At 65.5% G+C, this 23,301-nt stretch carries 24 protein-coding genes; 12 read left to right on the forward strand and 12 right to left on the reverse strand.

The features are described 5' to 3' along the window. Nucleotides 1-21: 21 nt before the first annotated feature. Nucleotides 22-1,350 carry a cryptochrome/photolyase family protein gene (locus NY08_RS12040; protein ID WP_045200265.1) on the reverse strand — a complete coding sequence of 443 codons (1,329 nt, stop codon included), beginning with the start codon at nt 1,348-1,350 and terminating at the stop codon, nt 22-24. A gap of 139 nt (nt 1,351-1,489) precedes the next feature. On the opposite strand from NY08_RS12040, the gene NY08_RS12045 reads away from it, so the two are divergent. The 4 genes from NY08_RS12045 (at nt 1,490) to NY08_RS12060 (ending at nt 4,818) form a co-directional block, all read left to right on the forward strand. Beyond that, nucleotides 1,490-1,696, forward strand: a complete 207-nt coding sequence (locus NY08_RS12045; RefSeq protein ID WP_032395828.1) for a hypothetical protein — start codon at nt 1,490-1,492, stop codon at nt 1,694-1,696. A gap of 10 nt (nt 1,697-1,706) precedes the next feature. Beyond that, complete coding sequence (locus tag NY08_RS12050; protein ID WP_045196584.1) at nt 1,707-2,435, forward strand: response regulator transcription factor; 729 nt, start codon at nt 1,707-1,709, stop codon at nt 2,433-2,435. Next, nucleotides 2,432-3,733 carry a sensor histidine kinase gene (locus tag NY08_RS12055; protein ID WP_179272723.1) on the forward strand — a complete coding sequence of 434 codons (1,302 nt, stop codon included), beginning with the start codon at nt 2,432-2,434 and terminating at the stop codon, nt 3,731-3,733. Before NY08_RS12050 ends, NY08_RS12055 begins: the two co-directional genes overlap by 4 nt. A 62-nt stretch (nt 3,734-3,795) precedes the next feature. Further along, nucleotides 3,796-4,818: an isopenicillin N synthase family dioxygenase gene (locus NY08_RS12060; protein WP_045196587.1), complete on the forward strand. Its 1,023-nt coding sequence runs from the start codon at nt 3,796-3,798 to the stop codon at nt 4,816-4,818. Nucleotides 4,819-4,840: 22 nt separating this feature from the next. Here NY08_RS12060 and NY08_RS12065 read toward each other — a convergent pair whose 3' ends face one another. Together NY08_RS12065 and NY08_RS12070 are read right to left on the reverse strand one after the other, a co-directional pair. After that, a complete protein-coding gene (locus NY08_RS12065) occupies nt 4,841-5,200 on the reverse strand; it encodes an FKBP-type peptidyl-prolyl cis-trans isomerase (protein WP_032377394.1) in 360 nt (119 codons plus the stop codon). Between the two features lie 85 nt (nt 5,201-5,285). Continuing rightward, on the reverse strand, nt 5,286-5,960 hold the full coding sequence (locus NY08_RS12070; RefSeq protein ID WP_045196591.1) for a DUF2848 domain-containing protein: 675 nt from the start codon (nt 5,958-5,960) through the stop codon (nt 5,286-5,288). A gap of 130 nt (nt 5,961-6,090) precedes the next feature. On the opposite strand from NY08_RS12070, the gene NY08_RS12075 reads away from it, so the two are divergent. Next, nucleotides 6,091-7,440, forward strand: a complete 1,350-nt coding sequence (locus tag NY08_RS12075; protein WP_032395832.1) for an MFS transporter — start codon at nt 6,091-6,093, stop codon at nt 7,438-7,440. On the opposite strand, the gene NY08_RS12080 is transcribed toward NY08_RS12075, so the two are convergent. Further along, on the reverse strand, nt 7,412-8,053 hold the full coding sequence (locus NY08_RS12080; RefSeq protein WP_045196593.1) for a GntR family transcriptional regulator: 642 nt from the start codon (nt 8,051-8,053) through the stop codon (nt 7,412-7,414). The two genes, NY08_RS12075 and NY08_RS12080, sit on opposite strands and share 29 nt — an antisense overlap. A 46-nt stretch (nt 8,054-8,099) precedes the next feature. Between NY08_RS12080 and NY08_RS12085 the strand changes: the two genes are divergently transcribed. Continuing rightward, nucleotides 8,100-8,900 (forward strand): carbon-nitrogen hydrolase family protein, encoded by an 801-nt coding sequence (locus tag NY08_RS12085; RefSeq protein ID WP_235387185.1) that lies wholly within the window; start codon nt 8,100-8,102, stop codon nt 8,898-8,900. 207 nt (nt 8,901-9,107) lie between these two features. On the opposite strand, the gene NY08_RS12090 is transcribed toward NY08_RS12085, so the two are convergent. The 5 genes from NY08_RS12090 to pdxH form a co-directional block, all read right to left on the reverse strand. Then, on the reverse strand, nt 9,108-10,406 hold the full coding sequence (locus NY08_RS12090) for a citrate synthase (protein WP_032395834.1): 1,299 nt from the start codon (nt 10,404-10,406) through the stop codon (nt 9,108-9,110). Nucleotides 10,407-10,476: 70 nt separating this feature from the next. Continuing rightward, nucleotides 10,477-11,448 (reverse strand): carbohydrate kinase family protein, encoded by a 972-nt coding sequence (locus NY08_RS12095; RefSeq protein WP_045196595.1) that lies wholly within the window; start codon nt 11,446-11,448, stop codon nt 10,477-10,479. Continuing rightward, complete coding sequence (locus NY08_RS12100) at nt 11,445-12,374, reverse strand: aldose 1-epimerase family protein (protein WP_045196596.1); 930 nt, start codon at nt 12,372-12,374, stop codon at nt 11,445-11,447. Before NY08_RS12100 ends, NY08_RS12095 begins: the two co-directional genes overlap by 4 nt. Beyond that, on the reverse strand, nt 12,358-13,650 hold the full coding sequence (locus tag NY08_RS12105; protein WP_045196599.1) for an MFS transporter: 1,293 nt from the start codon (nt 13,648-13,650) through the stop codon (nt 12,358-12,360). Before NY08_RS12105 ends, NY08_RS12100 begins: the two co-directional genes overlap by 17 nt. Then, the gene (gene pdxH, locus NY08_RS12110) at nt 13,647-14,264 is read right to left on the reverse strand and encodes a pyridoxamine 5'-phosphate oxidase (protein ID WP_045200270.1); all 618 of its coding nucleotides are present in this window, start codon (nt 14,262-14,264) and stop codon (nt 13,647-13,649) included. The genes NY08_RS12105 and pdxH overlap by 4 nt, the downstream gene beginning before the upstream one ends. 135 nt (nt 14,265-14,399) lie before the next feature. On the opposite strand from pdxH, the gene NY08_RS12115 reads away from it, so the two are divergent. The 5 genes from NY08_RS12115 (at nt 14,400) to NY08_RS12135 (ending at nt 19,431) form a co-directional block, all read left to right on the forward strand. Next, a complete protein-coding gene (locus NY08_RS12115; protein WP_032395838.1) occupies nt 14,400-15,518 on the forward strand; it encodes a citrate synthase 2 in 1,119 nt (372 codons plus the stop codon). Nucleotides 15,519-15,587: 69 nt separating this feature from the next. Next, complete coding sequence (gene serC / locus NY08_RS12120) at nt 15,588-16,709, forward strand: phosphoserine transaminase (RefSeq protein ID WP_032395839.1); 1,122 nt, start codon at nt 15,588-15,590, stop codon at nt 16,707-16,709. A gap of 196 nt (nt 16,710-16,905) precedes the next feature. Continuing rightward, nucleotides 16,906-17,577: a rhomboid-like protein gene (locus tag NY08_RS12125; RefSeq protein WP_045196601.1), complete on the forward strand. Its 672-nt coding sequence runs from the start codon at nt 16,906-16,908 to the stop codon at nt 17,575-17,577. Nucleotides 17,578-17,688: 111 nt separating this feature from the next. Further along, nucleotides 17,689-18,585 (forward strand): septation protein SepH, encoded by an 897-nt coding sequence (sepH, locus tag NY08_RS12130; RefSeq protein WP_032395841.1) that lies wholly within the window; start codon nt 17,689-17,691, stop codon nt 18,583-18,585. A gap of 93 nt (nt 18,586-18,678) precedes the next feature. Further along, the gene (locus NY08_RS12135; RefSeq protein WP_045196604.1) at nt 18,679-19,431 is read left to right on the forward strand and encodes a DUF6928 family protein; all 753 of its coding nucleotides are present in this window, start codon (nt 18,679-18,681) and stop codon (nt 19,429-19,431) included. Nucleotides 19,432-19,464: 33 nt separating this feature from the next. On the opposite strand, the gene NY08_RS12140 is transcribed toward NY08_RS12135, so the two are convergent. Further along, nucleotides 19,465-19,734 (reverse strand): DUF2537 domain-containing protein, encoded by a 270-nt coding sequence (locus NY08_RS12140; RefSeq protein WP_045196606.1) that lies wholly within the window; start codon nt 19,732-19,734, stop codon nt 19,465-19,467. Next, on the reverse strand, nt 19,731-20,534 hold the full coding sequence (locus NY08_RS12145; RefSeq protein WP_032395843.1) for a TrmH family RNA methyltransferase: 804 nt from the start codon (nt 20,532-20,534) through the stop codon (nt 19,731-19,733). The genes NY08_RS12140 and NY08_RS12145 overlap by 4 nt, the downstream gene beginning before the upstream one ends. A 117-nt stretch (nt 20,535-20,651) precedes the next feature. Here NY08_RS12145 and NY08_RS12150 point away from each other — a divergent pair, with 117 nt between their 5' ends. Beyond that, entirely contained in the window at nt 20,652-21,851 is a 1,200-nt protein-coding gene (locus tag NY08_RS12150) for a GNAT family N-acetyltransferase (RefSeq protein ID WP_045196608.1), read from the forward strand. Here the strand turns inward: NY08_RS12150 and NY08_RS12155 are convergent. Further along, a complete protein-coding gene (locus NY08_RS12155; protein ID WP_045196611.1) occupies nt 21,832-23,157 on the reverse strand; it encodes an MFS transporter in 1,326 nt (441 codons plus the stop codon). The two genes, NY08_RS12150 and NY08_RS12155, sit on opposite strands and share 20 nt — an antisense overlap. Between the last annotated feature and the right edge of the window lie 144 nt (nt 23,158-23,301).

Here is a 23,301-nt window from a genome sequence, read left to right on the forward strand (position 1 = left end):
TCCGCAGGCTCCGCTCCCGCGCTAGATCGCCTTGAAGCGGGCGATCGCCACCTCACGCTCGTGCTTGTGGTCGACGATCGGATCCACGTAGTCCTTGGGTCGACCGAACTTCAACGTGTGCACGGCTTTTCCTTCTTCGCCGCGCAGCTCCGGCACCCAGCGTCGGACGTAGTCCCCGGTGGGGTCGAACTTCTCGCCCTGAGTGATCGGGTTGAACACACGAAAGTACGGCGAGGCGTCGGTACCGGTCCCGGCGGTCCATTGCCACCCGTGCTGATTGTTGGCCAGATCGCCGTCGACGAGGTGCTGCATGAAGTAGCGCGCTCCCCGCCACCACGGCAGATGCAGATCCTTGACGAGGAACGACGCCACGATCATCCGCACTCGATTGTGCATCCACTTCTCGGAGTTCAGCTGCCGCATACCGGCATCGACGATCGGAAAGCCCGTTTCGCCCTTGCACCAAGCGTCGAACAACTCGTCGGCGTGCTTGCCCGAGTCCAATTCGATGGCGTCGAACTTCTTGACGTAGTTCTCCCTGGCACTGTCGGGTCGCTGAAAGAGGATGTCGGCGTAGAAGTCTCGCCAGCAGATCTGTCTGCGGTACGACGCCGCACCCTCGCTGCGGAGCTTTCCCAGGTCGGCCAACATCGTCCGTGGATGAATGGTTCCGTACTTCAGATGCACCGACATCCGGCTCGTCGAATCGAGATCGGGACGGTTGCGCTCGTCGTCGTACGCCGAGACCTCGTCGAGGAATTCCTTCCACTGCTTCGACGCAGCTGCCTCACCCGCCGCCGCGTCGGATGCATCCTTCTCGGAGGGAATCTTCACTCGCCGAACGCCTTTCACCTCGTCCGGGTCGATCCAGTCGGCGGAGTCGGCCGATGTGTCCGCCGGACCGCGCCACCCGTGTTCCAGCCACTGGCGCGAGTACGGCGTGAACACCTTGTACGGCTCCCCGTCGTTCTTGACGATCCGCCCGGGGGCGACCGCGTACGGAGACCCGGTCTCGACCAGAGTCACCTTCTCGCCCACACGCTTGTCTCGCTCACGCCCGTACGGACCGTAGTCGGCGCTGATGTGCACGTCCTCGGTGCCGATCGCCTTCGCCACCTTCGGGACCACCGTCTCGGGGTCACCGTGGACGACCATCAGCCGGCCGTCGAGTTGCTCGTCGAGTGCTTCGAGCGACCGGAACAGAAAATCCTTGCGCGGTCCGCCGGACGGCTTCAGCAGCCGATCGTCGAGCACGAAGAGCCCGAGCACCGGGTCTCCCGACTCGGCAGCGGCGGTGAGGGTGGGCAGATCCCCCAGACGGAGATCACGGCGAAACCAGACGATCGACATGCTTTCAGTCTTACCCACCGCGGTCCCGAGCAATCCCCGGCTCGACCCTTCGATTCTCAGAGAACCGCCAACCACGACTCACCAAGGCCGCAACAACGACCTCTAGCTTGGGATATACCGAACAGACAAGGAGAACATCATGACGAACACACGCCCCTTCCCCGGTGCACTCTCCCTGATCGACAGCACCTGCACCTTCGAGAAGTACTACGAGCAGCTCTACGCAAAGGCACCCGCACTGGCCTGGTCGCTCGATGCCGACACCGGACGCCGCAGTGCCCTCGAGGACTTCTTCGCCAAGACGCCCGAGGAACGCCGCACCACCGTCGACAGCTGGGTTGCATAGCATTGGTCCGGTGACCGAATCGCCGAGCACCCCCGCCACCGTTCTCGTCGTCGACGACGACGCAGACGTGTTGTCGTCACTGCAACGCGGCCTGCGCCTGTCCGGGTTCACCGTCATCACCGCGTCGGACGGTGCGGAGGCGCTCGGCGTCGTGTCGCGATCGATGCCCCACGCCATCGTGCTCGACATCAACATGCCGGTGCTCGACGGTGCCAGCGTGGTGACCGCGTTGCGCGCCATGGGAAACGACATCCCGATCTGCGTACTCAGTGCCCGCAGCTCGGTCGACGATCGCATCGCCGGACTCGAATCCGGTGCCGACGACTACCTCACCAAACCGTTCGTGTTGGCCGAGCTCGTCGCTCGGATCCGAGCCATGCTGCGCCGTCGCGGCACCGGTCCGGTTGTGCCGGTGGCAGATTCGGGCGCACCGAACTCGGCCGTCGCGATCGGCACCCTGGTGGTCGACATCCCCGGCTATCGCGTCCACCGCGGCGGAGCCGACATCGACCTGACCAAGCGCGAATTCGAGTTGCTCGCGATCCTGGCTCGCAACAAGGGCGTCGTTCTCACACGTGAACGACTGCTCGAACTGGTCTGGGGCTACGACTTCGTTGCCGACACCAACGTCGTCGACGTGTTCGTCGGATACCTCCGACGCAAACTCGAGGCCGACGGGTCGCCGCGCATCCTGCACACGGTCCGCGGGGTCGGCTTCGTCGTCCGGGACGCCCCATGAGCTTCTCGCTGCGCGCCCGGGTGGCCGCGGCCACCGCTCTCGGAGCCACCCTGGTGGTGGCCGCCCTCGCGGTGGTCACCTCGGTCGCCATCTCCCGCAACAACGTCAATCAGCTCGACGAACGTCTGACGACGGCCTCGCAGGTGCTGGTCCCGAACTCGTCGACGTTGGAGGCCTTCATCGATCAGCTGTCCGGAGCGTTCGCCGTCACGATTCGCAGCGGCGACATCGTGGTCGCATCGACCCCGACGCGGCTGCCTGCGCTGGCGGCCGGATCCCAGACCGTCGACGTGGACGGTCAACGGTTCCGGGTCTACACGGCAGTATCGACCGTTGTCTCGTCCATCTCCATCTCGATCGGTGTGCCCGCCATCGAAGCTCAACAAGTGACCGACGAGCAACAGAAGCAGGTACTCCTGTTGGGACTGGCCGCGATCGCCGTGTCCACGGGCCTGGGTTGGCTCTTCGGTGGACGGGCCGTGAGACCGCTGGTGACGTTGACCCGTCAGGTCAGTGCCCAGCCACCGACCGCTCCCGAAACCCGCACGGGCGTCACCGAAGCCGACGAACTCGCCGTCGCCATCGGGGGCATGCTGACCAGGCTGAACGAGGCTCAGGAACGCACCAACGCCGCGCTCGACACTGCCCGCGATTTCGCGGCCGTCTCCGCGCACGAGCTCCGCACCCCGCTGACCGCGATGCGCACGGACATCGAGGTGCTCAGAACCCTCGATCTCGAGCGCGCGCAGCAGCAGGAGATTCTGGGCGACCTCGAACGGACACAGGGACGAGTGGAGACGACACTGACAGCCTTGGAGCGACTGGCGTCGGGTGAATTGTCCAGCGAGGCCGACAGAGTCGAGACCGACATCATCGACATCTGCGACGTCGCAGCCCAGGATGCGCAGCGACTGCATCCGGGCCTCGACATACGGGTCGAGTCCGCCCCCGACTGCGAGATCACGATGCGTGCCCTGCCGACCGGCCTTCGGCTGGCCGTCGACAACGTGATCGGAAACGCCGTTCGGCACGGCGACGCGACGTCGATCGTCATCACCGCCGAGCGCGAGGGCACGACGGTACGCGTCCTGGTCGACGACAACGGATCCGGCGTTCCCCTCGATGAACGCGAGACGGTGTTCGGCCGATTCGAGCGCGGCACCCGAGCGGCCAAGGGCGGCTCGGGGCTCGGCCTGGCACTGGTGGCTCAGCAAGCCCAATTGCACGGCGGGCGGGCCTGGTTCACCGACAGTCCATTGGGCGGAGCGAGATTGGTGCTGGAGCTGCAGGACAGCTGAAGTACGGCAGTCTTTACGCGGGGGAAACCTGCGGGTCCATCCGATCCGAGGATCATGTACCCATGCACACGTCGTCGGACTTCTTCGTCCCCACCATCGACATCTCACCGTACGTTCTGGACGGTGCCACCGCGGCGGCCGACGGGACCGCCCGGCGCAGCGTCGCGTCGGACATCGATTACGCTTGCAGCACAGTCGGTTTCATGCAGATTCTCGGACACGGGATCCCCGAGGACACCGTGAACGGCCTGGCGTCGGCGATGGATTCGTTCTTCGGACTCGAACCGGCGGCGAAGCGGGCCTACATCTGCCCACCCGAACGCAACCGCGGGTACACCGCTCCGAAGAGCGAATCGCTGAGCCTGAGCCTGGGAGTCGAATCGGCGTCGGGCACGAACGACTGGTTCGAGGCCTTCAACGTCGGGACGGGCGAGGCGAACACCTGGCCCGAGTGCGCGGGGTTCCAGCGCGCCGTCGAACGGTACTTCGCCGAGGCAGCGCGCGTGGCCCGGACGCTGACCACCGTGTTCGCCGACGCACTCGGTGTGGCCCCGACCGTGTTCTCCGACATCACCGATCGCTCGCTCGACACCCTGCGGATGAACAACTACGCGCTGGACCCCGGCCTACGTGTGCCGGACACCGAGCTCACCGGGATGAGCGAGCACACCGACTACGGATTGGTGACGGTGCTGTGGGCCGATCGAGTGCCCGGTCTGCAGGTTCTCGGCATCGACCGACGGTGGCACGACGTGCAACCCGTCGAGGGAGCGATGCTGGTGAACCTGGGTGATCTGACGGCCCGACTGACCAACGACCGCTGGGTGTCGACGCTGCATCGCGTGCGTCCGCCGATTGCCGACGGAACGATTCAGCGCAGGCGCTCTGCCGCCTTCTTCCACGACGGCAACCTCGACGCGGTGATCGCGCCGTTGCCGTCGTGCATCGAGCCCGGTGACGTGGCCCGGTACGAACCGGTGACGGTAGCCCAGCACATTGCCGCCAAGCTCGCGGGTTCCCGAGGGGGAAAGGCCAACACCTCGGCAGCCCGCGAGGCCGAGCGGGTACGCAGCGCTGTCACCTGACCTGCGGGTGCTTCGAGTGCAGTTATTTGACGTCGAGCAGGTCGATGACGAACACGAGCGTCTTGCCGGACAGGCGGTGACCTGCGCCGGCGGGGCCGTAGGCGAGCTCCGGCGGAATGGTGAGCTGACGGCGTCCGCCGACCTTCATTCCGGGGATGCCGTCCTGCCAACCCTGAATGAGTCCGCGCAACGGGAACTGGATGGATTCGCCGCGGTTCCAGGACGAGTCGAACTCTTCGCCCGAATCGAACTCGACTCCGACGTAATGCACCTCCACGGTGCCGCCTGCGACTGCCTCTGCGCCGTCACCCTCGACGAGGTCGACCGTCACCAGGTCCAATGGTGCTGGTCCGGCCTGAAATTCGATCACTGGCTTCGTCACTGAAGTCTCCTGCGGTTGATGCCGGCCCGCCGACGCCGGCTGTGAAGCTCTGGGCATATTCCACATCGACTTTACGTCGTGATGGTCAACCGATCGGAGCTGGCATCAAATTCGTCTGGTATTCGCAGGTCAGCGTGTTGCCGGTTGCGGGGTCGGCCATCTCGACCTTCCACGCGTCGGAGAACTGATTCACCCCGTGATGCATCGAGATGGTGCCCGAGATCAAGACCGTTCCACGCGCGAACAGACCGCGCTCGGTGAGTACGTCGAGCCAGTACTGCGGAGCGAGAAGATCACCGAGAGTTCCGGACTGGATGAGAACTCCGTCGGCCCAACCGGTCAAGGTGATCTCGTCCAGTCGGTCGGCCACCTCGCTCAACCGCCACGCACCGGTACCGAGCACGTCGGGGGCGGCGTTCTTGCTCCATGCAACGCTGTGCACTTCCAGGTCACGGTCGGTGTGGTCGCATGCGACCGTGAGCAGCACGTCGTCGATGGTCTCGCCCAGGATCACCAGAGCCCACTCGGCCTCGCCCGAGGTGCGTCCGTGTTGAACGGCGACGGCATCGGTCTGCTGCGCCAGATACGGCGAGATGGGGTACAGCGCCGGGGTAACCGTGGGAGCCGGCACGCCCAGTTCGGCCAACTCTGCGATGTGCGACGCCACCTCTTCCTGGTTGCGACCGGCATAGCCCGCATTGAGCAGCGCGGTCACTTCTACCGACTCGGTCGTGCCGTCGGGCAACGTGAATGTGAGCATCAGTAAGGACCCTCTCCTCGTAAATTAATTGTTTCCGATGCGCCCAAAGCCTTGCGCATACGTTTTGTATACAGCAAGTATGGAGCACGTACAACGGATAGAGTGATCCCAGGCACACAAAGGAGTCGTCATGACCGAACCAGTTTCGGTGGATAGAAAAGGCCTGGCCAAGGCCTTTGCCGCCAGCCTGACCGGAACGGCGTTGGAGTGGTACGACTTCGCCGTCTACTCGGCCGCAGCAGCGCTGGTGTTCCCGCTGGTCTTCTTCCCCGACAGCGATCCGCTGACCGGCACATTGCTTGCCTTCTCGACCTACGCGGTCGGATACATCGCCCGTCCAGTAGGTGGATTCGTCTTCGGGCGACTCGGCGACGTCATCGGCCGAAAACAACTTCTCGTCATCACCCTGCTGCTGATCGGCGTCACGACGTTCGCCATCGGTTTGATCCCCGGATACGACACCATCGGCATCGCGGCCCCGATCATCCTCGTCACCATGCGCTTCTGCCAGGGCGTTGCCGTCGGCGGCGAGTGGGGCGGAGCCGTTCTGCTCTCCAGCGAATACGGCGATCCCCGCAAGCGCGGCTTCTGGTCCTCCGCAGCGCAGATCGGACCACCGGCGGGCAACCTGCTCGCCAACGGCGCACTGGCAATCCTGACTCTGTCGCTCACCGACCAGCAGTTCGAGTCCTGGGGCTGGCGTGTTGCATTCCTCTTCTCGGCCGTTCTCGTCGGTTTCGGTCTGTGGATCCGCTTGAAGCTCGAGGACACCCCGGTGTTCAAAGCACTTCAGGAGAGCGGCGATCGCTCGGAAGCCCCGATCAGCGAAGTGTTCAAGACGGAACTGCGACCACTGGTGGCAGGCATCATGTCCCGCGTCGCACCCGACGTCATCTACGCACTGTTCACGGTCTTCTCGATCACCTACGGAACTCAGAAACTGGGCTTCGAGCGCAGCGAGGTGTTGACGGCAATTCTGGTCGGATCGGCCTGCCAACTCGGCTTGATCCCGCTGGCCGGAGCGGTCTCCGACCGCATCAACCGACGCCTGGTCTACGGCGTCGCGGCCGTGGGCGGCGTTGCCTGGAGCGCGATCTTCTTCCTCGTCATCGGCGGTGGATCCCTACCGCTGCTGATCCTCGGCGTCGTCGTCGGCCTGGCGTTCCACTCGTTCATGTACGGACCGCAGGCCGCCTTCGTCACCGAGCAGTTCAGCGTTCGACTCCGCTCGACCGGCAGCTCGTTGGCGTACACGATCGCCGGAGTGTTCGGTGGAGCGATGGCACCGCTGATCTTCGTGTACCTGCTCGACAAGACCGACAGTTGGGTACCGATCGCCGGATACATCGTCATCGTCGGCGCGGTGACGCTGGTCGGCCTGGCACTGGGACGCAACCCCGACCCCACCGAGGACGAGCACTACGTGCTACTGAATCAGGAACACGAAAAGGCTACGCGCGCAGCAGAGTCTGAAGTGTGACCTCGAGGTGAGCGTCGATCTTCTCGTGCACCAGGCCCTCGTCGCCGACACTCAGTGCGTCGATGATGGCCTGGTGCTCGGCGCACACGCGGTGCTGCCGGTTGGCCGCGGTGAACAGAGCGCTCAGACCGACCCGCAGCTGCCGAGCACGCAGACCCGCGTAGGTGCGGGAGAGGAGATCGCTGCCCGCCGAATCGATCAAACTCTGATGGAAGGTGCCGTCCCAGTCGATGAACTCCTTCGGCGCTTCGGCACTGTCGGAGTTCATCAGCAATTCCTGCTGTTCGAGCGCATGCTGCATCGCCGCGATCGGAGCGTCCCCGGCGCGCAGCGCACGAGTGGCCGCATGCCGTTCGAGGACGCCGCGCAGATCCATCAGTTCGGCGATCTGCCGTCCGGACATGGCCGGCACATGCGCGCCGCGCTTGGGCACCATCTCGACCAGTCCCTCGGACTGCAACATCAGCAGCGCCTCACGCACCGGCGTCCGCGACACTCCGATACGCGTCGCGAGCTCCTGTTCGTTGAGAAACGTGCCGGTGGCGGCCGGTGACGACAACACCTGATCGCGTACGAACAGATATGCCTTGTCCCTCCCCGACAGTGGTTGCATACGATATGTATACCTGTCTTCCCCCGACGAAACCAGGAGTCAGACCGTGAGCTCGACTATCCGCATCAGCCTGGCCCAGATCACCAGTGGCGAACACCCCACCGAAAACCTCGAACTCGTCGACACCCACGCCCGTGCCGCCGCACACGCCGGTTCGGACATCGTCGTGTTCCCCGAGGCGACCATGCGATGCTTCGGCGGACCCATCAGGAAAATCGCGGAGCCTCTCGACGGCGAGTGGGCGAACGCCGTGCGCTCCATCGCCTCCGACGCCGGCATCACCGTCGTTGCCGGAATGTTCACTCCAGCCCCGGACGACAGGGTGACGAACACCCTGCTCGTCACCGGGCCCGGCATCGACGCGAGCTACGACAAGATCCACCTGTTCGACGCATTCGGATTCGCCGAATCCGATACCGTCGCACCGGGTTCGGACCCGCTCGTGGTGGACATCGCCGGAGTTCGAGTGGGCTTCGCGACCTGCTACGACATCCGATTCCCCTCGCTGTTCCAGAAACTCGGCGACCTCGGAGCAGAGGTCGTCGTGGTTCCCGCGTCGTGGGGATCGGGTGACGGCAAGGTCGAGCAATGGACCCTGCTCGCTCGCGCACGCGCGTTGGACTCGACCACCTTCATCGCAGCCTGCGACCAAGCCGAACCCGCTGCCGCCGAGGGTAATGCGCCGCTGGGCGTGGGACACAGCATCGTCTGCTCCCCCACCGGCGAGATCCTCGGTCAGCTCGACGCGACACCGGGCATGCTGACCATCGACATCGACACAGGACTGGTCGACGCCGTGCGCAGAACTCTGCCGGTGTTGAAGAACCGCAAGCACTTCGACGCCTGACGGGCCCGCGAACTCGAAGTTATGGATGGATTTCGCCCTAAATCCGTCCATAACCTCGAACTCGGCGCGCGAACGCTCCCGTCACGCACCGAGATCGCAGTTGTGTAGACGAAACAGGCCATATCGCCTGCGTAACTGCGAACTCGGCGTAAACAACAATGCCGCCGGCTCCCGAGGGGAGCCGGCGGCGTCGTTGTACAGCGGGAGCTAGCGGGAGCCGACGTCCTGGTAGTCGCGCTCGGTGTAGCCGGTGTAGATCTGGCGCGGACGGCCGATCTTGCCGGTCGTGTCCTCGTTCTGCTCGCGCCAGTGCGCGATCCAGCCCGGGAGACGGCCCATCGCGAACAACACCGTGAACATGCGCGGCGGGAAGCCCATCGCGCGGTAGATCAGGCCGGTGTAGAAATCGACGTTGGGGTACAGCTTGCGCTCGACGAAGTAGTCGTCGGTCAGCGCGGTCTCCTCGAGCTTGAGAGCGATCTCGAGCAGTTCGTCGCCGTTGCCGAGCTTGCCGAGGATCGTGTGCGCAGTTTCCTTGACCAGCGTCGCGCGCGGATCGAAGTTCTTGTACACGCGGTGCCCGAAGCCCATGAGCTTGACGCCGTCTTCCTTGTTCTTGACTCGACGCAGGAAGTCGGTGGCGTCGCCGCCCTCGGCCTTGATCTTGTCCAGCATCTCGAGCACGGCCTGGTTGGCTCCGCCGTGCAGCGGGCCCCAGAGCGCGTTGATGCCGCCGGAGATCGAGGTGAACAGGTTGGCCTGCGAGGATCCGACGAGACGCACCGTCGAGGTGGAGCAGTTCTGCTCGTGGTCGGCATGCAGGATGAGCAGCATGTCGAGTGCCTTGACGATCTCGGGATCCACCTCGTACGGCTCGGCCGGGAAGCCGAACGTCAGACGCAGGAAGTTCTCGACCAGGCTCTTCGAGTTGTCCGGGTACAGGAACGGCTGACCGACGGACTTCTTGTAGGCGTACGCCGCGATGGTCGGCAACTTGGCCAGCAGACGGATGGTCGACAGCTCGACCTGCTCCGGGTCGTTGGGGTCGAGCGAGTCCTGGTAGTACGCCGACAGCGCGTTGACGGCACTCGACAGCACCGGCATCGGGTGAGCGTTGCGCGGGAACCCGTCGAAGAACCGCTTGAGGTCCTCGTGCAGCAGAGTGTGCCGACGGATCTTGTCGGTGAACTTCTCGAGCTGAGCCTCGGACGGCAGCTCCCCGTAGATCAGCAGGTAGCTGACCTCGATGAACGAAGACTTGCCCGCAAGCTGTTCGATCGGGTATCCGCGGTAGCGCAGGATGCCTGCGTCACCGTCGATGTAGGTGATGGCCGACTTGGTCGACGCGGTGTTGACGAACCCGCCGTCCAACGTCGTGTAGCCGGTGGTGGCCAGCAACTTTCCCAGCTCGATGCCGTTGTTGCCTTCGGAGGCCTCGGCAATCGACATGGAGTATTCGCCACCGGGATAGGTGAGGGTGGCTTTGGCATCATTCTCAGCGGGCACGAATGGTCCCTCTCGAACTCGTGTAACGGACACGTACTTGAAGCGGACAGTTCTAACGTCGATAGTGAAACTAGTCTCTCGACGCCTCGGACGCCCACGGAGGGTCGGCACCGGGTCGAGAAACCGTGATTGCCGCCGCTTTCGCGGCGAAATCGAGCGCTTCCCGCCAATCTTGCTTGCTCATCTCTTTCACCGCGTTCGATGTGATAATGCTCTCCTTCTGCAGAAAGCTGAGCAGAGCCCCTTGCACGGTGTCACCTGCGCCGATGGTGTCGACGACGTCGACCGCAACTCCCGGTACCGAGATCTCCTCGGCTGTGACAATTTTTGTACCCGACGTCTCCTCGGCTGCGGTGAAGACCGAGATTCCGTTGCCGCCGCGAGTCATGACCACTGCGGTGACACCCGACGCGAGCCAGTCGTCCACCGTTGTGCCCTGGGTTCCGAGCCCCAACCAATGCGAGTCGTCCTCGGAGACCTTGAGGATGTCGATGCTGGGCAACCACGAACGGAAACGGTCGCGGAACCCGTCGGCGGTGATGTCTCCGCTGGTGCTGTCGATCGCGGCAGGCCGGATGTTGGGGTCGAGCATCGTGAGCTTGCCCGCCGCCCGGGCGCGGTGCAGCAGGCCCGCGTACATCGACGCCCCGGGTTCGTAGAGCAGTGACAACGTGCCGAACGAGAGCACGCTGATCTCGTCGGGTAGATCGCCGGGATCGGCAACGAGACGATCGGCGGTGCCGTCGGCGTAGAACGAATACTCGGCACTGCCGTCGTCGGCGAGGGTGGTCATCGCCAAGGTCGTCGGCTCGTCGCCGCGCTGCACCCACGTGGTGTCCACACCCGCGTCGCGCAGACTCGCCAGGATCTGCTCGCCGAACGGGTCGCGCGAGATACGCGAGAGGTACGCGACGGGCGAACCCAGTCGACCGATCGCGACGGCGACGTTGAACGGCCCGCCGCCGAGTTTCGGCGAGAGCAGCGGCCCCTCGTGCACCGGGACCAGATCGACCAACGCCTCACCGCACACCAGAATGGTCACTTCTCGTACCTCATTCCCCAGGTGCCGGACCAGGTTCGTCCCGGATCGAGCACGATCAGATCGATTTCGGAGTTCAGCGCATCGGGCGGGCACGTCATCGGCTCGATCGCCAACGCCCGGCCGCGCTCGGGATATGCCTGATCGTTGGCGGGATCGGCAGTGAACACCTGCACCCATCCGAAGCTGCTGTCGGTCCACAACACCGTCGCAGTGCCGTCCGGGCCGCGCAGTACGTGGTTCGCTCGGCCGTCGGCCTCGGGCAACGAGGCGCTGAACGGAGTGTCCAGCTGCACGCCCTCCAGGGCTCTCGGCTGCCGGAAGTCGTACTCGGTATCGGCCGTCGGCACCGAGTTGCCCACGGGCAGATTGCGTACCGGATCGAGCGGCAGCCGGGTTCCCGCGGACAGCTCGAGGGTGCACTCGTCGAGCGGCACGTCCCCCACCCGGACGAAGGTGTGAAAGCCCATCCCGTACGGCGCGGGCGAGTCACCGGTGTTCTTCGCCGACGCGGTGACGGTGAGACCGTCCGCCGACAGCTCGTGCACCACGGTCACCGTGATCGAGAACGGCCAACCCTTCTGCGTTCCGATGTCCACGCTCTGCTCGACGCGAGAGTCGGTGTGTTCCACGAGAGTCCACGCCACGCGTCGAACGAATCCGTGACTGGCGTTGTTGCGAGCCGGCTCGGAGATCTCCATCCGATGCTCGACGCCTTCGAAGGTGAACGTCCCATCGGCCGTCCGATTGGGCCACGGGGCCAACACCAGCCCCGCCGACAACGGCGGCTTCGAGCCCGCCTCCCACGTCTCGGTGAGCGCTGCGCCGTCGTATTCGAGCGCCCGAAGGCCCGCTCCGACGGCAGCGATGTCTGCCCGATACTTGCCGCTCGTCAACGAGTACGTCTGCGCGTCAGCCATGAGAGACATTCTTCACCACCGCACCCACGCGATACCGAATGAATGCAGGAAGAGCCAGCGCGGCGATCGAGACGCCGATGACGACCAGAACCCCACCGCCGGCAGCAGCCGCCGCCGTACCGACGGATGCGGCCGCTGCGCCGTGCAGTACGTCGCCGATGCGCGGACCTCCCGCGACGACGACGATGAACACACCCTGCAGTCGACCGCGCATCTCGTCGGTCGCGACCTGTTGGAGCATCGTGCTGCGGAACGCCGCCGAGATCATGTCGGCTCCACCGCCGAGGGCCAGGAACGCCAACGCGAACCACAGGGCGACAGTGGTGGCCCCGTCGGTGGCCGCGCCGACGGCCAGACCGAAGCCGATCATCGCCGCGCCCCACACGACGATGCAGATGAGCACCGCCAGCCCCTGCCTGCGTACTCGGGGCAACCAGCCGGAGAACACGCCTCCCACCACCGCGCCCGCGGACATCGCGGCGAACAGCATGCCGAGCACCGGACCGCCCGACGCGGGATCGCCGAAGCTCTCGTGCGCGATCTGCGGGAACAGCGCGCGGGGCATACCGAACACCATCGCAATGATGTCGACGACGAACGAGGCCAGCAGCACCTTCTGCGTCGCGAGGTAGGCGAAACCGTCGAACACCGAACGCAATCCGGCGCGCTGACCCGACTTCGCCGGCGGAATCCCCGGCAGCCGGATCACCGCCCACAGGGTGGCGAACAGTGCGACGGTGTCGATCAGATAGAGGGTCTCGAGTCCGATGTAGTAGATGAGGATGCCTGCGCTGAGCGGTCCGGCGATGGCACCGAAGTTCATCACAGTCATGTTCAGCGAATTCGCAGCGGGCAACTGCTCGGCAGGCAGGATCCGCGGGAGAATCGCGCTGCGCGTCGGCTGGTTCACCGCGAAGAATGCCTGCTGAACGGCCAACAGCACCAGGATGATCCACACATTGTTCAGGTCGAGAAACGCTTGCAACCAGAACAGTGCCGACGTACCGATCAGGCCGCAGGTGGTGATCATCAACAGGGTGCGGCGGTCCATCACGTCGGCCAACGCTCCACCCCACAGGCCGAAGACGATGAGCGGCACCAACGCGAACACACCGGTGAGGCCCACGTAGGCCGAGCTCAGTGTGATCTGGAAAACCTGTTGCGGCACAGCAACAATGGACAGTTGGGCACCGATGACGGTGACGATGTTCGCGAGCCACAACCGCTTGTAGGACGGAGTCCTCAGCGGAGTCGTATCGGCAAGAATGCCGCGCAATCGGCTCACGGCTGCAGACGCTCGATCACACCGCTTGCCACCGTCAGGCGAATTCGGTTGTGCATGCGGCTCGTTCGGCCCTGCCAGAACTCGACCGTCTCCGGCTCGACGCGAAAACCGCCCCAGTTCGGCGGAACCGGCACGTCGATTCCGTCGAACGTCGCGGTGACCTCGGACAGTCGCGCAACCAGATCCTCCCGCGAGCCGACCGGTCGCGACTGCTCGGACGCCCATGCCCCCAGCTGGGAGCCCCGGGGTCGCGTGCGCCAATACGCCTCGGTGGTCTCGGCATCGACCTTGACCACCGGGCCGCGGACGGTGAGTTGGCGGGCAATTCCGATCCACGGGAACGTGATCGACGCATACGGCGTCGCGGTGAGCGCACGGCCCTTGTCCGAGTCGTAGTTGGTGTAGAAGACCACACCGGACGCGTCGAAGTCCTTGCACAACACGGTGCGGGTGGCGGGTCTACCCGACTCGTCGACCGTCCCCAACACGATGGCGTTGGGCTCGGGCAGATTCGCGGCTATCGCGTCGGACAACCACTGCTGCGCCAGCGAACACCACCCGCCCGCCAGAGCATCGACGTCCAGGTCCTCGGGCTCTCCGTAGTCCACCCGCATGTTCGCCAGGCGCTGTTCATCTGCAGACACAAGCCCAGACGCTACTCCCGCGTCGATCCCGGCTATGGTTCTGACGAAGTACGCCCGGATGCGGCGCAGAGCCGGGTGCAGTTGCGACGAGGGAGTCCACAGGCCATGGCTGTTCAACGAGTTCCCGAGGATTTCGTCCCCGGTCTCGAAGGTGTCGTCGCGTTCACCTCCGACATCGCCGAGCCCGACAAGGACGGCGGCGCATTGCGCTACCGCGGCGTCGACATCGAGGAACTCGTCGCGCAGAACGTGACGTTCGGTGATGTCTGGGCCTTGCTCGTCGACGGCGAGTTCGGACGAGGACTCCCGCCGGCCGAACCCTTCCCGCTGCCGATCCACACCGGCGACGTCCGTGTCGACGTCCAAGCGGGTCTGGCGATGCTCGCTCCGATCTGGGGATACCAGCCGATACTCGACATCGACGACTCCACCGCTCGCGACAACCTCGCCCGCGCGTCGGTGATGGCCCTGTCCTACGTCGCCCAGTCCGCTCGCGGTATCTACCAGCCCGCAGTTCCGCAGACCCGCATCGATCAGGCCGCAACCGTCACCGAGCGATTCATGGTCCGGTGGAAGGGCGAACCGGATCCCGCTCACGTCGCCGCCATCGACGCATACTGGGTCTCGGCTGCAGAGCACGGCATGAACGCCTCGACGTTCACCGCACGCGTCATCGCCTCCACCGGGGCAGACGTCGCCGCCTGCTTGTCCGGTGCCATCGGTGCGATGTCCGGACCGCTGCACGGCGGTGCACCCGCCCGCGTCCTGCCGATGATCGAAGAGGTCGAGAAGACCGGCGACGCACGGGCTCTGATCACCGGAATCCTGGACCGCAAAGAGAAGCTCATGGGCTTCGGGCACCGCGTCTACCGCGCCGAGGACCCGCGCGCCCGTGTACTGCGCGCTACGGCGAAGAGACTGAACGCACCGCGCTACGAGGTCGCCGCAGCACTCGAGCAGGCGGCGCTGACCGAACTGCGCGAACGCCGCCCCGATCGAGCCATCGAAACCAACGTCGAATTCTGGGCCGCGGTGATCCTCGACTTCGCCGAGGTACCGGCGCACATGATGCCCGCCATGTTCACCTGTGGACGTACCGCGGGCTGGTGCGCGCACATCCTGGAGCAGAAGCGCCTGGGCAAGCTCGTCCGACCCGCTGCCCTCTACACCGGCCCCGAACCGCGGTCACCCGAGTCCGTCGAAGGCTGGGACCTGATCCGGTAGTCGAAGCTGGTATGGCACCCGACTACCCTGTAAGGGCCATATTCCATCGACGCTAGGACGCGCTACTCCATGGCCGAATTGCCGATCATTCCCGCCGATCTCCTGCCCGCCGACGGACGCTTCGGCTGTGGCCCGTCCAAGGTTCGCCCCGAGCAGCTGCAATCCCTGGTCGATGTCGGCGCTTCCGTGTTCGGCACCAGCCATCGCCAGAAGCCCGTCAAGGACGTCGTCGGACGTGTGCGCAGTGGTTTGAAGGATCTATTCTCCCTCCCCGAGGGCTACGAGGTCGTCCTCGGCAACGGCGGCACCACCGCATTCTGGGACGCAGCTGCATTCGGCCTGATTCGCGAGAAGTCGCTGCACCTGACCAACGGCGAGTTCAGCTCGAAGTTCGCCTCGGTGGCCAAGAACAACCCGTTCATCGGTGATCCGATCGTCGTCAAGGCAGAGCCGGGCAGCGCGCCCGAGCCCACCTCCGACCCGTCCGTCGACCTGATCGGCTGGGCGCACAACGAGACCTCGACGGGCGTGGCCATTCCGGTCAGCCGTCCGGCCGGCTCCGAGAACGCCCTCATCGCGATCGACGCCACCTCCGGCGCAGGCGGTCTCCCGGTCAACGTCGCCGACTCGGACGTCTACTACTTCGCTCCGCAGAAGTGCTTCGCCGCCGACGGTGGCCTGTGGGTCGCGCTGATGAGCCCCGCCGCGCTCGAGCGCGTCAGCGAGATCGCCGCCACGGATCGGTGGGTCCCGGACTTCCTGTCACTGCCGATCGCCGTCGACAACAGCAGCAAGAACCAGACGTACAACACCCCGGCCGTGGCGACACTGTTGCTCTTCGCCGATCAGATCGAATGGCTCAATTCGCAGGGCGGCCTCGACTGGGCCACCAAGCGCACCGCCGATTCGTCCTCACGCCTGTACGACTGGGCCGAGAACAGCGAATTCGCAACGCCGTTCGTCACGAACCCGGATCACCGCAGCCAGGTCGTCGGCACCATCGACTTCGACGAGAAGGTCGACGCAGCCCAGGTTGCGAAGATCCTGCGCGCCAACGGCGTCGTCGACACCGAGCCGTACCGCAAGCTCGGCCGCAACCAGTTGCGTGTCGGTATGTTCCCGGCCATCGAGCCGGACGACATCACCGCACTGACCAAGAGCATCGACTGGGTCGTGTCCACGCTGAGCTAGTTGGCAGGGCAGGAGTGGAGCCTGCGGAACGACCATTCCCAGGGCAGGAGTGGAGCCTGCGGAACGACCATTCCCAGGGCAGGAGTGGAGCCTGCGGAACGACCATTGCCAGCAAGCTCACAGCTCTGGCGCTCCCTTCGAGGCCTACACTTGCTATCAAGTAAGCAAGCGTAACGACCTCGGAGGGAGCGCTCGTATGTTCAGGCTCCTGACCGTCGCGCTGCGGATCCGCGTGACACTGGTCTACTGCACCCTCGCGGTGGCAGGCACGGTAGCGCTCGGCCAGATCGGGCCGCACGATCGCTGGCACGTGCTGCATGCGGCGAGTACCAACCTGCACAATCTGACCGACGGTCACCTAGCCACTGTCGTCACGAGCGTCTTCCTCACCGAGGGTCGGGTGAACTGGCTGTGGTTGGCCGCGGTCGCCGTGCTGTTCGCCGTCGCCGAATGGGTCGCCGGCTGGCGACGCTTCCTTCTCACCTTCGGCGCCGGACATGTCGGTGCCACTGCTCTGGTGGCAGTCGGCCTGCTCATCGGTATTCACAACGACTGGCTCGCGGACTCGCTGGCGATGGCCGTCGACGTCGGTGTCAGCTACGCGGCAGCAGCGGTCGCAGGGTCGATGATCCGGTACCTGCCGATGCCGTGGCGTGTCGGCTGGGCCGCACTGTGGATCGGCGTCGTCACGATCAGTGGAGTGTCCGATCCGTCCTTCACCGCCGTCGGGCACGCGATTGCCCTGACCATCGGTTTCGGCCTGGGTGCCCTCTACCTGCGCAGGGACGCATCGGCGTTGTCGCACAAAGCAATCGACGCAAGATCGACCGAATGGGTGCAGCCGAGCCCGCAGCTGTCTACCCTCTGACAGGGAAACATCGTCGGCAGAAGCGATGCGTGTCGAACACCCGCCGAATACGGCAGGTGAACTAGGCTCGAACTCGACGGTATCGCGAGCCGGCGCGATGAGGAGGTCAAGGTGCGAGACTTACGTGTGGTGGGTCTCGAGGCCGACGGAAAGTTCGTCGTGTGCGCAGATCCCAAGACCGGCGACAGATTCCGGCTTCCAGCCGACGACAAGCTCCGCGCGGCCTCACGCGGTGACATCGCTCGACTAGGACAGATTGAGATCGAAATGGACAGCTTGCTTCGGCCGAAAGAAATTCAGGCCCGCATCCGCAGCGGAGCGACCATCGAACAGGTTGCCGCCGACTCCGGAATGGCCATCAGTCGCGTCGAGGTGTTCGCTCACCCGGTGCTGCTCGAACGTTCGCAGGCCGCGTCGATGGCCCAGGCCGGTCATCCGCTGCGCCACGACGGCCCGGCCGTTCAGACCCTGCTCGAGATCGTCACCCTCGCCTTCCGCGCTCGCGGGCACAACCTCGACGACGCGGAGTGGGACGCCTGGCGCGACGAGGACAACAAGTGGGTCGCACAGCTGAAGTGGCAGGCGGGCCGCACCACCAACAAGGCGCACTGGCAGTTCCTGCCCGACGGCCACGGCGGCACCATCGCGCCGCTCGACGACACCGCCCACGAACTGATCGATCCCGACTTCGGACGCCAACTGCGTGGCCTCGCACCGGTGCGCGCACTGACGTCCGCCGAGGATGACGACCAGGCCTCGCAGCAGAGCTTCGACGAGTACTACGGCACCACCGCCGACAGCGAACTCGACGCCGAGACCATCGAGGTCGAGGTGGACGATGCGCCGACTCCCGAGCCCGAGCAGCCACGCGAACCGGTGGCCAGGGAGCCGAGGCCCGCACCCAAGCCTGCCGCCGGTCACACCGGCGGCAAGGACAAGCGCGGCAAGCCGGCCATGCCGTCGTGGGAGGACGTGCTGCTCGGCGTTCGCAGCAGCGGGCACAACTGATCTCTTCGATGGCCGATTTGCCGCTCGGTGACAGATTGCCGACGCCCACACCGTAGGCTTTCGACGGAGCTTACGGAGAGAGAGGTGCCGGTAGTGGGGGCCAAAGCATCAACGATCTGGTACGTGGACGCACCGGATCCCATTTCGGTACTCCGAGAAGCCACCACCTCGGACTGGAATGCTGCGAGCGCACTCGTCGGACGTCTGTACCCCCACCTGACGGCAGTGCCCCTCGGACAGGGTCCGATATCGACATCGGCCGGCGTGGACGACGATCACGTCTTCATCGGTTGCTACCCCGGCGTCACCGTGGTCTGCGGATCGAACCTGTCGGTGCCGACACCGTCGACGCTTCCCGAATCCTTCACCCGCCCTCTGGCGTCCGAACACACCTACCTCGTCGCCTCGGATCCCCAGCACGCCTGGGGTGCGTTCGCGTACTGGGAGCGCGGTGAATTCCGCCGATCGTTCAGCGCCACCCCGGTGTACATCTACGAGGACGCTGGCCTGCCACTGGTGTGGGAGCGATCGTTCTGGGCCGGTGAGCATCCGCTGATCTATCCGCCCGGAGTGATGCCGGATCCACAATCGCTGCCGTTCCACCCACAGGAATTCGCCGAGGCGGCCAACGCCGAGTGGCTCGGATTCCGCTACACCGGCGCACCACACGCGGACGAATTCGATCCCGACACCCTGCCGGTCTGCGGCTTCACGATGTACGTTCCCGGACAGGAGCCGCCGCCACCGAACCGGAGTGCGAACGGCCGTGGCGCACAGGAACCGATGCCCGACGCCCCCGACGAACAGGCACCGCGTCCGAAGAAGCGTTGGTTCTCGCGCAAGTAGATGCGGCAGGGCCGTCCTGGGTGCCGGCGAACGTCAGAACGCCAGCGCCGCCAGTGCCACGAAGCTGAGGATGGAACCGATACCGACTCCGTACACCGCCCAGCGCCACACCGGTATCGCGAGCCACCGCATGACCGTCGGAGCTGCACCCGCGACGACGATGAGGTTCAGACCGAGTGCGAGCAGTGGATGAATTCTGGCCAGCTCCAGACCGAACGTCGTCAGTGCCACACCCACCAGCGCCGCCGAGATGACGGCGATCGGGACTCCGGTCCAGCGGACGCTCGGGTCGTGGTCGTTCACGTCAGGCGCACGCGTTCGTAGAACCCCATTGCCGCGGCCGTCGCCACGTTCAGCGAATCGGTGCCAGGGGCCATCGGAATGCGCGCGCGAATGTCCGTTGCTCGCATGGCATGTTCGGTCAGACCCGGCCCCTCGGCACCCAGCAGCAGGGCAACCTTCTCCCCCGTCATCGCCGTCGCCAACGACACCGCCGCCGGGTTGGGCGTCAAGGAGATCAGCTGAAACCCGTGCGCGCGAACACGATCGAGGCCACGGGGCCACTCGGGCACCTTGGCGAACGGCACCCGCAGCACATGTCCCATCGACACTCGCACCGAACGACGATAGAGCGGATCAGCACACGCGGCCCCGAACAGAACGGCATCGACCCCGAGGCCCGCCGCGTTGCGGAACATCGACCCGAGATTCTCGTGATCGTTGACGCCCTCGAGAATCGCCACCGTCCTGGCACCGTCCAACACCTCGTCGAGATCGAGGGCCGGCGGCCTGTTCGCCGCGGCCAACACACCACGATTGAGGTGGAAGCCGACGACCTCGGCCATCACCTCCGCGGACGTCCGGTAGAACGGAACGTCCGAATCGACGAGATCGTCGCGCAAGGCGTCGAGCCGTCGATCCACGCCCAGCAGGCTGATCATCGGAAACCGCGAGGTCAGCAGCCGCTGCGCCACCAACACACCCTCGGCGATCACCAGACCCTTGCCCTCGGGCAGGTCGGGTCGCCGATCCGACGAGTTGAGATCGCGAAAATCGTCCAGTCGCGGGTCCGAGGGGTCGTCGATGTCGAGTACATGCACCACGTGCTCATCTTGTCACCCGGCCGATTTCGAGACTCCCTCGGCGAAGGCCTGCTTCCGTACGGCAGATTTTTCGGGTCGTTCCGCGGGCTCCACTCCTGTATGGAAAAGTAAAGTCCGATGACTACCGACGAATCGATCACCATCCGCACCGCCACCGACGACGACTGGGATGCCGTCGCGCTGCTCGACGCCCACGCGTTCGGCGAGCACCAGAACGCCGAGGACCTGGCCGAGACGCAGATCCTGACCCAGTCCGAGCACGTGTACCTGGCCTGGGACGGCGAGACCCCGGTGGGTGTGGCCATGCACTTCCCGATGTCGGTCACCGTTCCCGGTGGTGCGCAGGTCGAGGCGTCCGGAGTCTCCTGGGTCTCGGTCGCGCCGACGCATCGTCGACGCGGCATCCTGCGATCGATGTTCACCCAGCAGCACCGCGCCCTGAACGACGCGGGCGCACCGCTCTCGCTGCTCACGGCCAGCGAGGCGACGATCTACGGACGCTTCGGCTACGGGCCGGTGACCGAGGAGATCAGCGTCTCGATCGATCGTCGATTCGCGCAGTTCCGCAAGGACGCTCCCCCGGCCACCGGCGTCCGGCTGATCGAATCGGCCGAGGCCACCGAACTGCTCCCCGACATCTACCACCGCTGGCAGCAGCAGACCGCAGGCGCGCAGCCCAAGCCGCCGATCCGCTGGGAGCGGTTCTTCGCCGACCGCGAGAACCGGCGCGGCGGACTGACGGCACTGTTCTTCGTCGTTCACCCCGACGGATACGTCGCCTACCGACGCGGCCGCAACCCGAGCCGAGTGGTGGTGGAGGAATTCATCGCGGTGACCGACGACGCGTACGCCGCGCTGTGGCAGATCCTCGTCGGCGTGGACCTGGTCGACACCATCGAGGTACGGCAGGCACGGGACGAAGCGCTGCCGTTCCTGCTGACCAACAATCGGCTACCGAAGGTCACGGCTCACCACGACGCTCTGTGGGGCCGCATCATGCACGTCGAGGCAGCTTTGGAGGCCCGCACCTACGCGCTCGACACCTCGCTGATCATCGCTGTGCGAGATCCCTTCCTCGATGCGGGCGGCACCTACTCGCTGACCGTGACCGACGGCCGCGCCACCTGCACCCGGGTGGAATCCGAACCGGACATCGAACTCGACATCGACGTGCTCGCCAGCATCTACTTCGGCACCCATCGGGCCCGCTTGTTCGCCGCGGCCAACCGCCTCACCGCCCGCAACGACGCGTCGCTGCACGCACTCGACCTGACGTTCGGAACTGCGCGCCCGGCCGTCATGGGCTGGGGTTTCTAGGACCGGTCGACGCATCGAGCGCGGTGGCCGAGCCACCCCGCATCCACAGGGCTGCGCAGAGCGTCACCGAGAGCAGCACCGTCGTGTAGACGACGAAGTCGGTGCTGCCACGGCCGCTGGTGGCGTGGTAGATCAACGGTGCAGTACCTCCGAACAGGGAGTTCGCCACGGCGTAGCCGAAGCCGACGCCCAGGGCACGAATGTGAGCGGGGAACACTTCGGCCTTGGCGATGCCGTTCACCGACAGATAACAGGTGAGAACGGCGAATGCGCTCACCAGGATGACGAACACCGCAGGCGGAGACGTCAGCCGGGCGGTCGCCAGCACCAGTGCGCCGGTGGCCGGTATGCCCAGTGCCCCGAACGTGACGAGAAGAGGCTTTCTCCCGATGCGGTCGCTCAGTGCGCCGCCGACCGGCTGCAGCACCATCAACACCACGAAGGCCGCGAGCACGAGGCCGGTCGCGGTGAGCTCGCCCCTGGCACCGTCCGCGGCGAAGAACGTCTCGCGAACGATCGAGGGAACGGTGACCGTGTAGGTGTAGAACGCCGCACTCCCTCCCGCGGTCAGCAAGAACACCCAGACGAGCGGACGCCGGTGATCGCGAAAGAGCGCCCCCATCGTGGCGTCTCGGTCCGCCCGCGGCGCTCCCGGTGCACGGGGCACGCGATCGAGTCCACGCGCCCACCACAGCGACGCCAGGCCCGCCGCGCCGCCCGCAGCGAACGCGAGACGAAAGCCCCATTCGGAAATTGCCGCGCGATCCGTACCCGCGAGGAGCACGAGCAGACAGGCCTGCGCGAGCACGAGACCGCCTACGATGGTCGCGGCCTGGAACGAGGCGAAGAATCCCCGGTGTCCGCGCGTGCCCGATTCGGAGAGCAACACCGTCGCCGCCGCGTACTCGCCACCGGTTGCGATGCCCTGCACGATGCTCACGACCGCGAGGATCACCGCCGCCCAGACACCGATGTCGTGGACCGTCGGAGTGACCGCAAGGGCAACAGATCCGGCCGACATCAGCGTGACCGCCGCGACGAGCGCGAACTGCCGGCCCCGCACGTCCGCGAGCCTGCCGAACAGCCACGAGCCGAGTGGGCGTACGACGAAGGTCAAAGCGAAGAGTCCGTAGACGTAGACGAGCGAATTCGTCGAGGCCGGATCGAAGAACTCGGTCCGAAAGTACGGTGCGAACGTCGCGTAGAGGTACAGGTTGAACCACTGCACCAGGTTCGGCACCGAACCGGCCAGGATGACGCGGATCTGTGTACGACGGCCGGGGCTCGCCGACTCGGTGCGATTCACGAGCCGAAGGTACCCGGCCCGCGGCCCTACCGCTCGCCGTTCGAGCGACAGAACCGCCGTCGCCCACAAGCGCGCTCATGACTTTTGTCATGGCCGGACCGTGACGGTGTCACTTCAGGTCATGATGCGCCGCACTGTTTTCGG

The sequence above is a fragment of the Rhodococcus sp. B7740 genome (assembly GCF_000954115.1).
GTDB lineage: Bacteria > Actinomycetota > Actinomycetes > Mycobacteriales > Mycobacteriaceae > Rhodococcoides.

Excerpts from the sequence above, each read along its gene's own strand:
- NY08_RS12040 (WP_045200265.1), bottom strand. The coding sequence starts at position 1,350 with ATGTCGATCGTCTGGTTTCGCCGTGATCTCCGTCTGGGGGATCTGCCC.
- NY08_RS12045 (WP_032395828.1), top strand. The coding sequence starts at position 1,490 with ATGACGAACACACGCCCCTTCCCCGGTGCACTCTCCCTGATCGACAGC.
- NY08_RS12055 (WP_179272723.1), top strand. The coding sequence starts at position 2,432 with ATGAGCTTCTCGCTGCGCGCCCGGGTGGCCGCGGCCACCGCTCTCGGA.
- NY08_RS12060 (WP_045196587.1), top strand. The coding sequence starts at position 3,796 with ATGCACACGTCGTCGGACTTCTTCGTCCCCACCATCGACATCTCACCG.
- NY08_RS12070 (WP_045196591.1), bottom strand. The coding sequence starts at position 5,960 with ATGCTCACATTCACGTTGCCCGACGGCACGACCGAGTCGGTAGAAGTG.
- NY08_RS12075 (WP_032395832.1), top strand. The coding sequence starts at position 6,091 with ATGACCGAACCAGTTTCGGTGGATAGAAAAGGCCTGGCCAAGGCCTTT.
- NY08_RS12080 (WP_045196593.1), bottom strand. The coding sequence starts at position 8,053 with ATGCAACCACTGTCGGGGAGGGACAAGGCATATCTGTTCGTACGCGAT.
- NY08_RS12100 (WP_045196596.1), bottom strand. The coding sequence starts at position 12,374 with ATGTCTCTCATGGCTGACGCGCAGACGTACTCGTTGACGAGCGGCAAG.
- pdxH (WP_045200270.1), bottom strand. The coding sequence starts at position 14,264 with ATGCGGGTGGACTACGGAGAGCCCGAGGACCTGGACGTCGATGCTCTG.
- NY08_RS12115 (WP_032395838.1), top strand. The coding sequence starts at position 14,400 with ATGGCTGTTCAACGAGTTCCCGAGGATTTCGTCCCCGGTCTCGAAGGT.
- serC (WP_032395839.1), top strand. The coding sequence starts at position 15,588 with ATGGCCGAATTGCCGATCATTCCCGCCGATCTCCTGCCCGCCGACGGA.
- NY08_RS12125 (WP_045196601.1), top strand. The coding sequence starts at position 16,906 with ATGTTCAGGCTCCTGACCGTCGCGCTGCGGATCCGCGTGACACTGGTC.
- NY08_RS12150 (WP_045196608.1), top strand. The coding sequence starts at position 20,652 with ATGACTACCGACGAATCGATCACCATCCGCACCGCCACCGACGACGAC.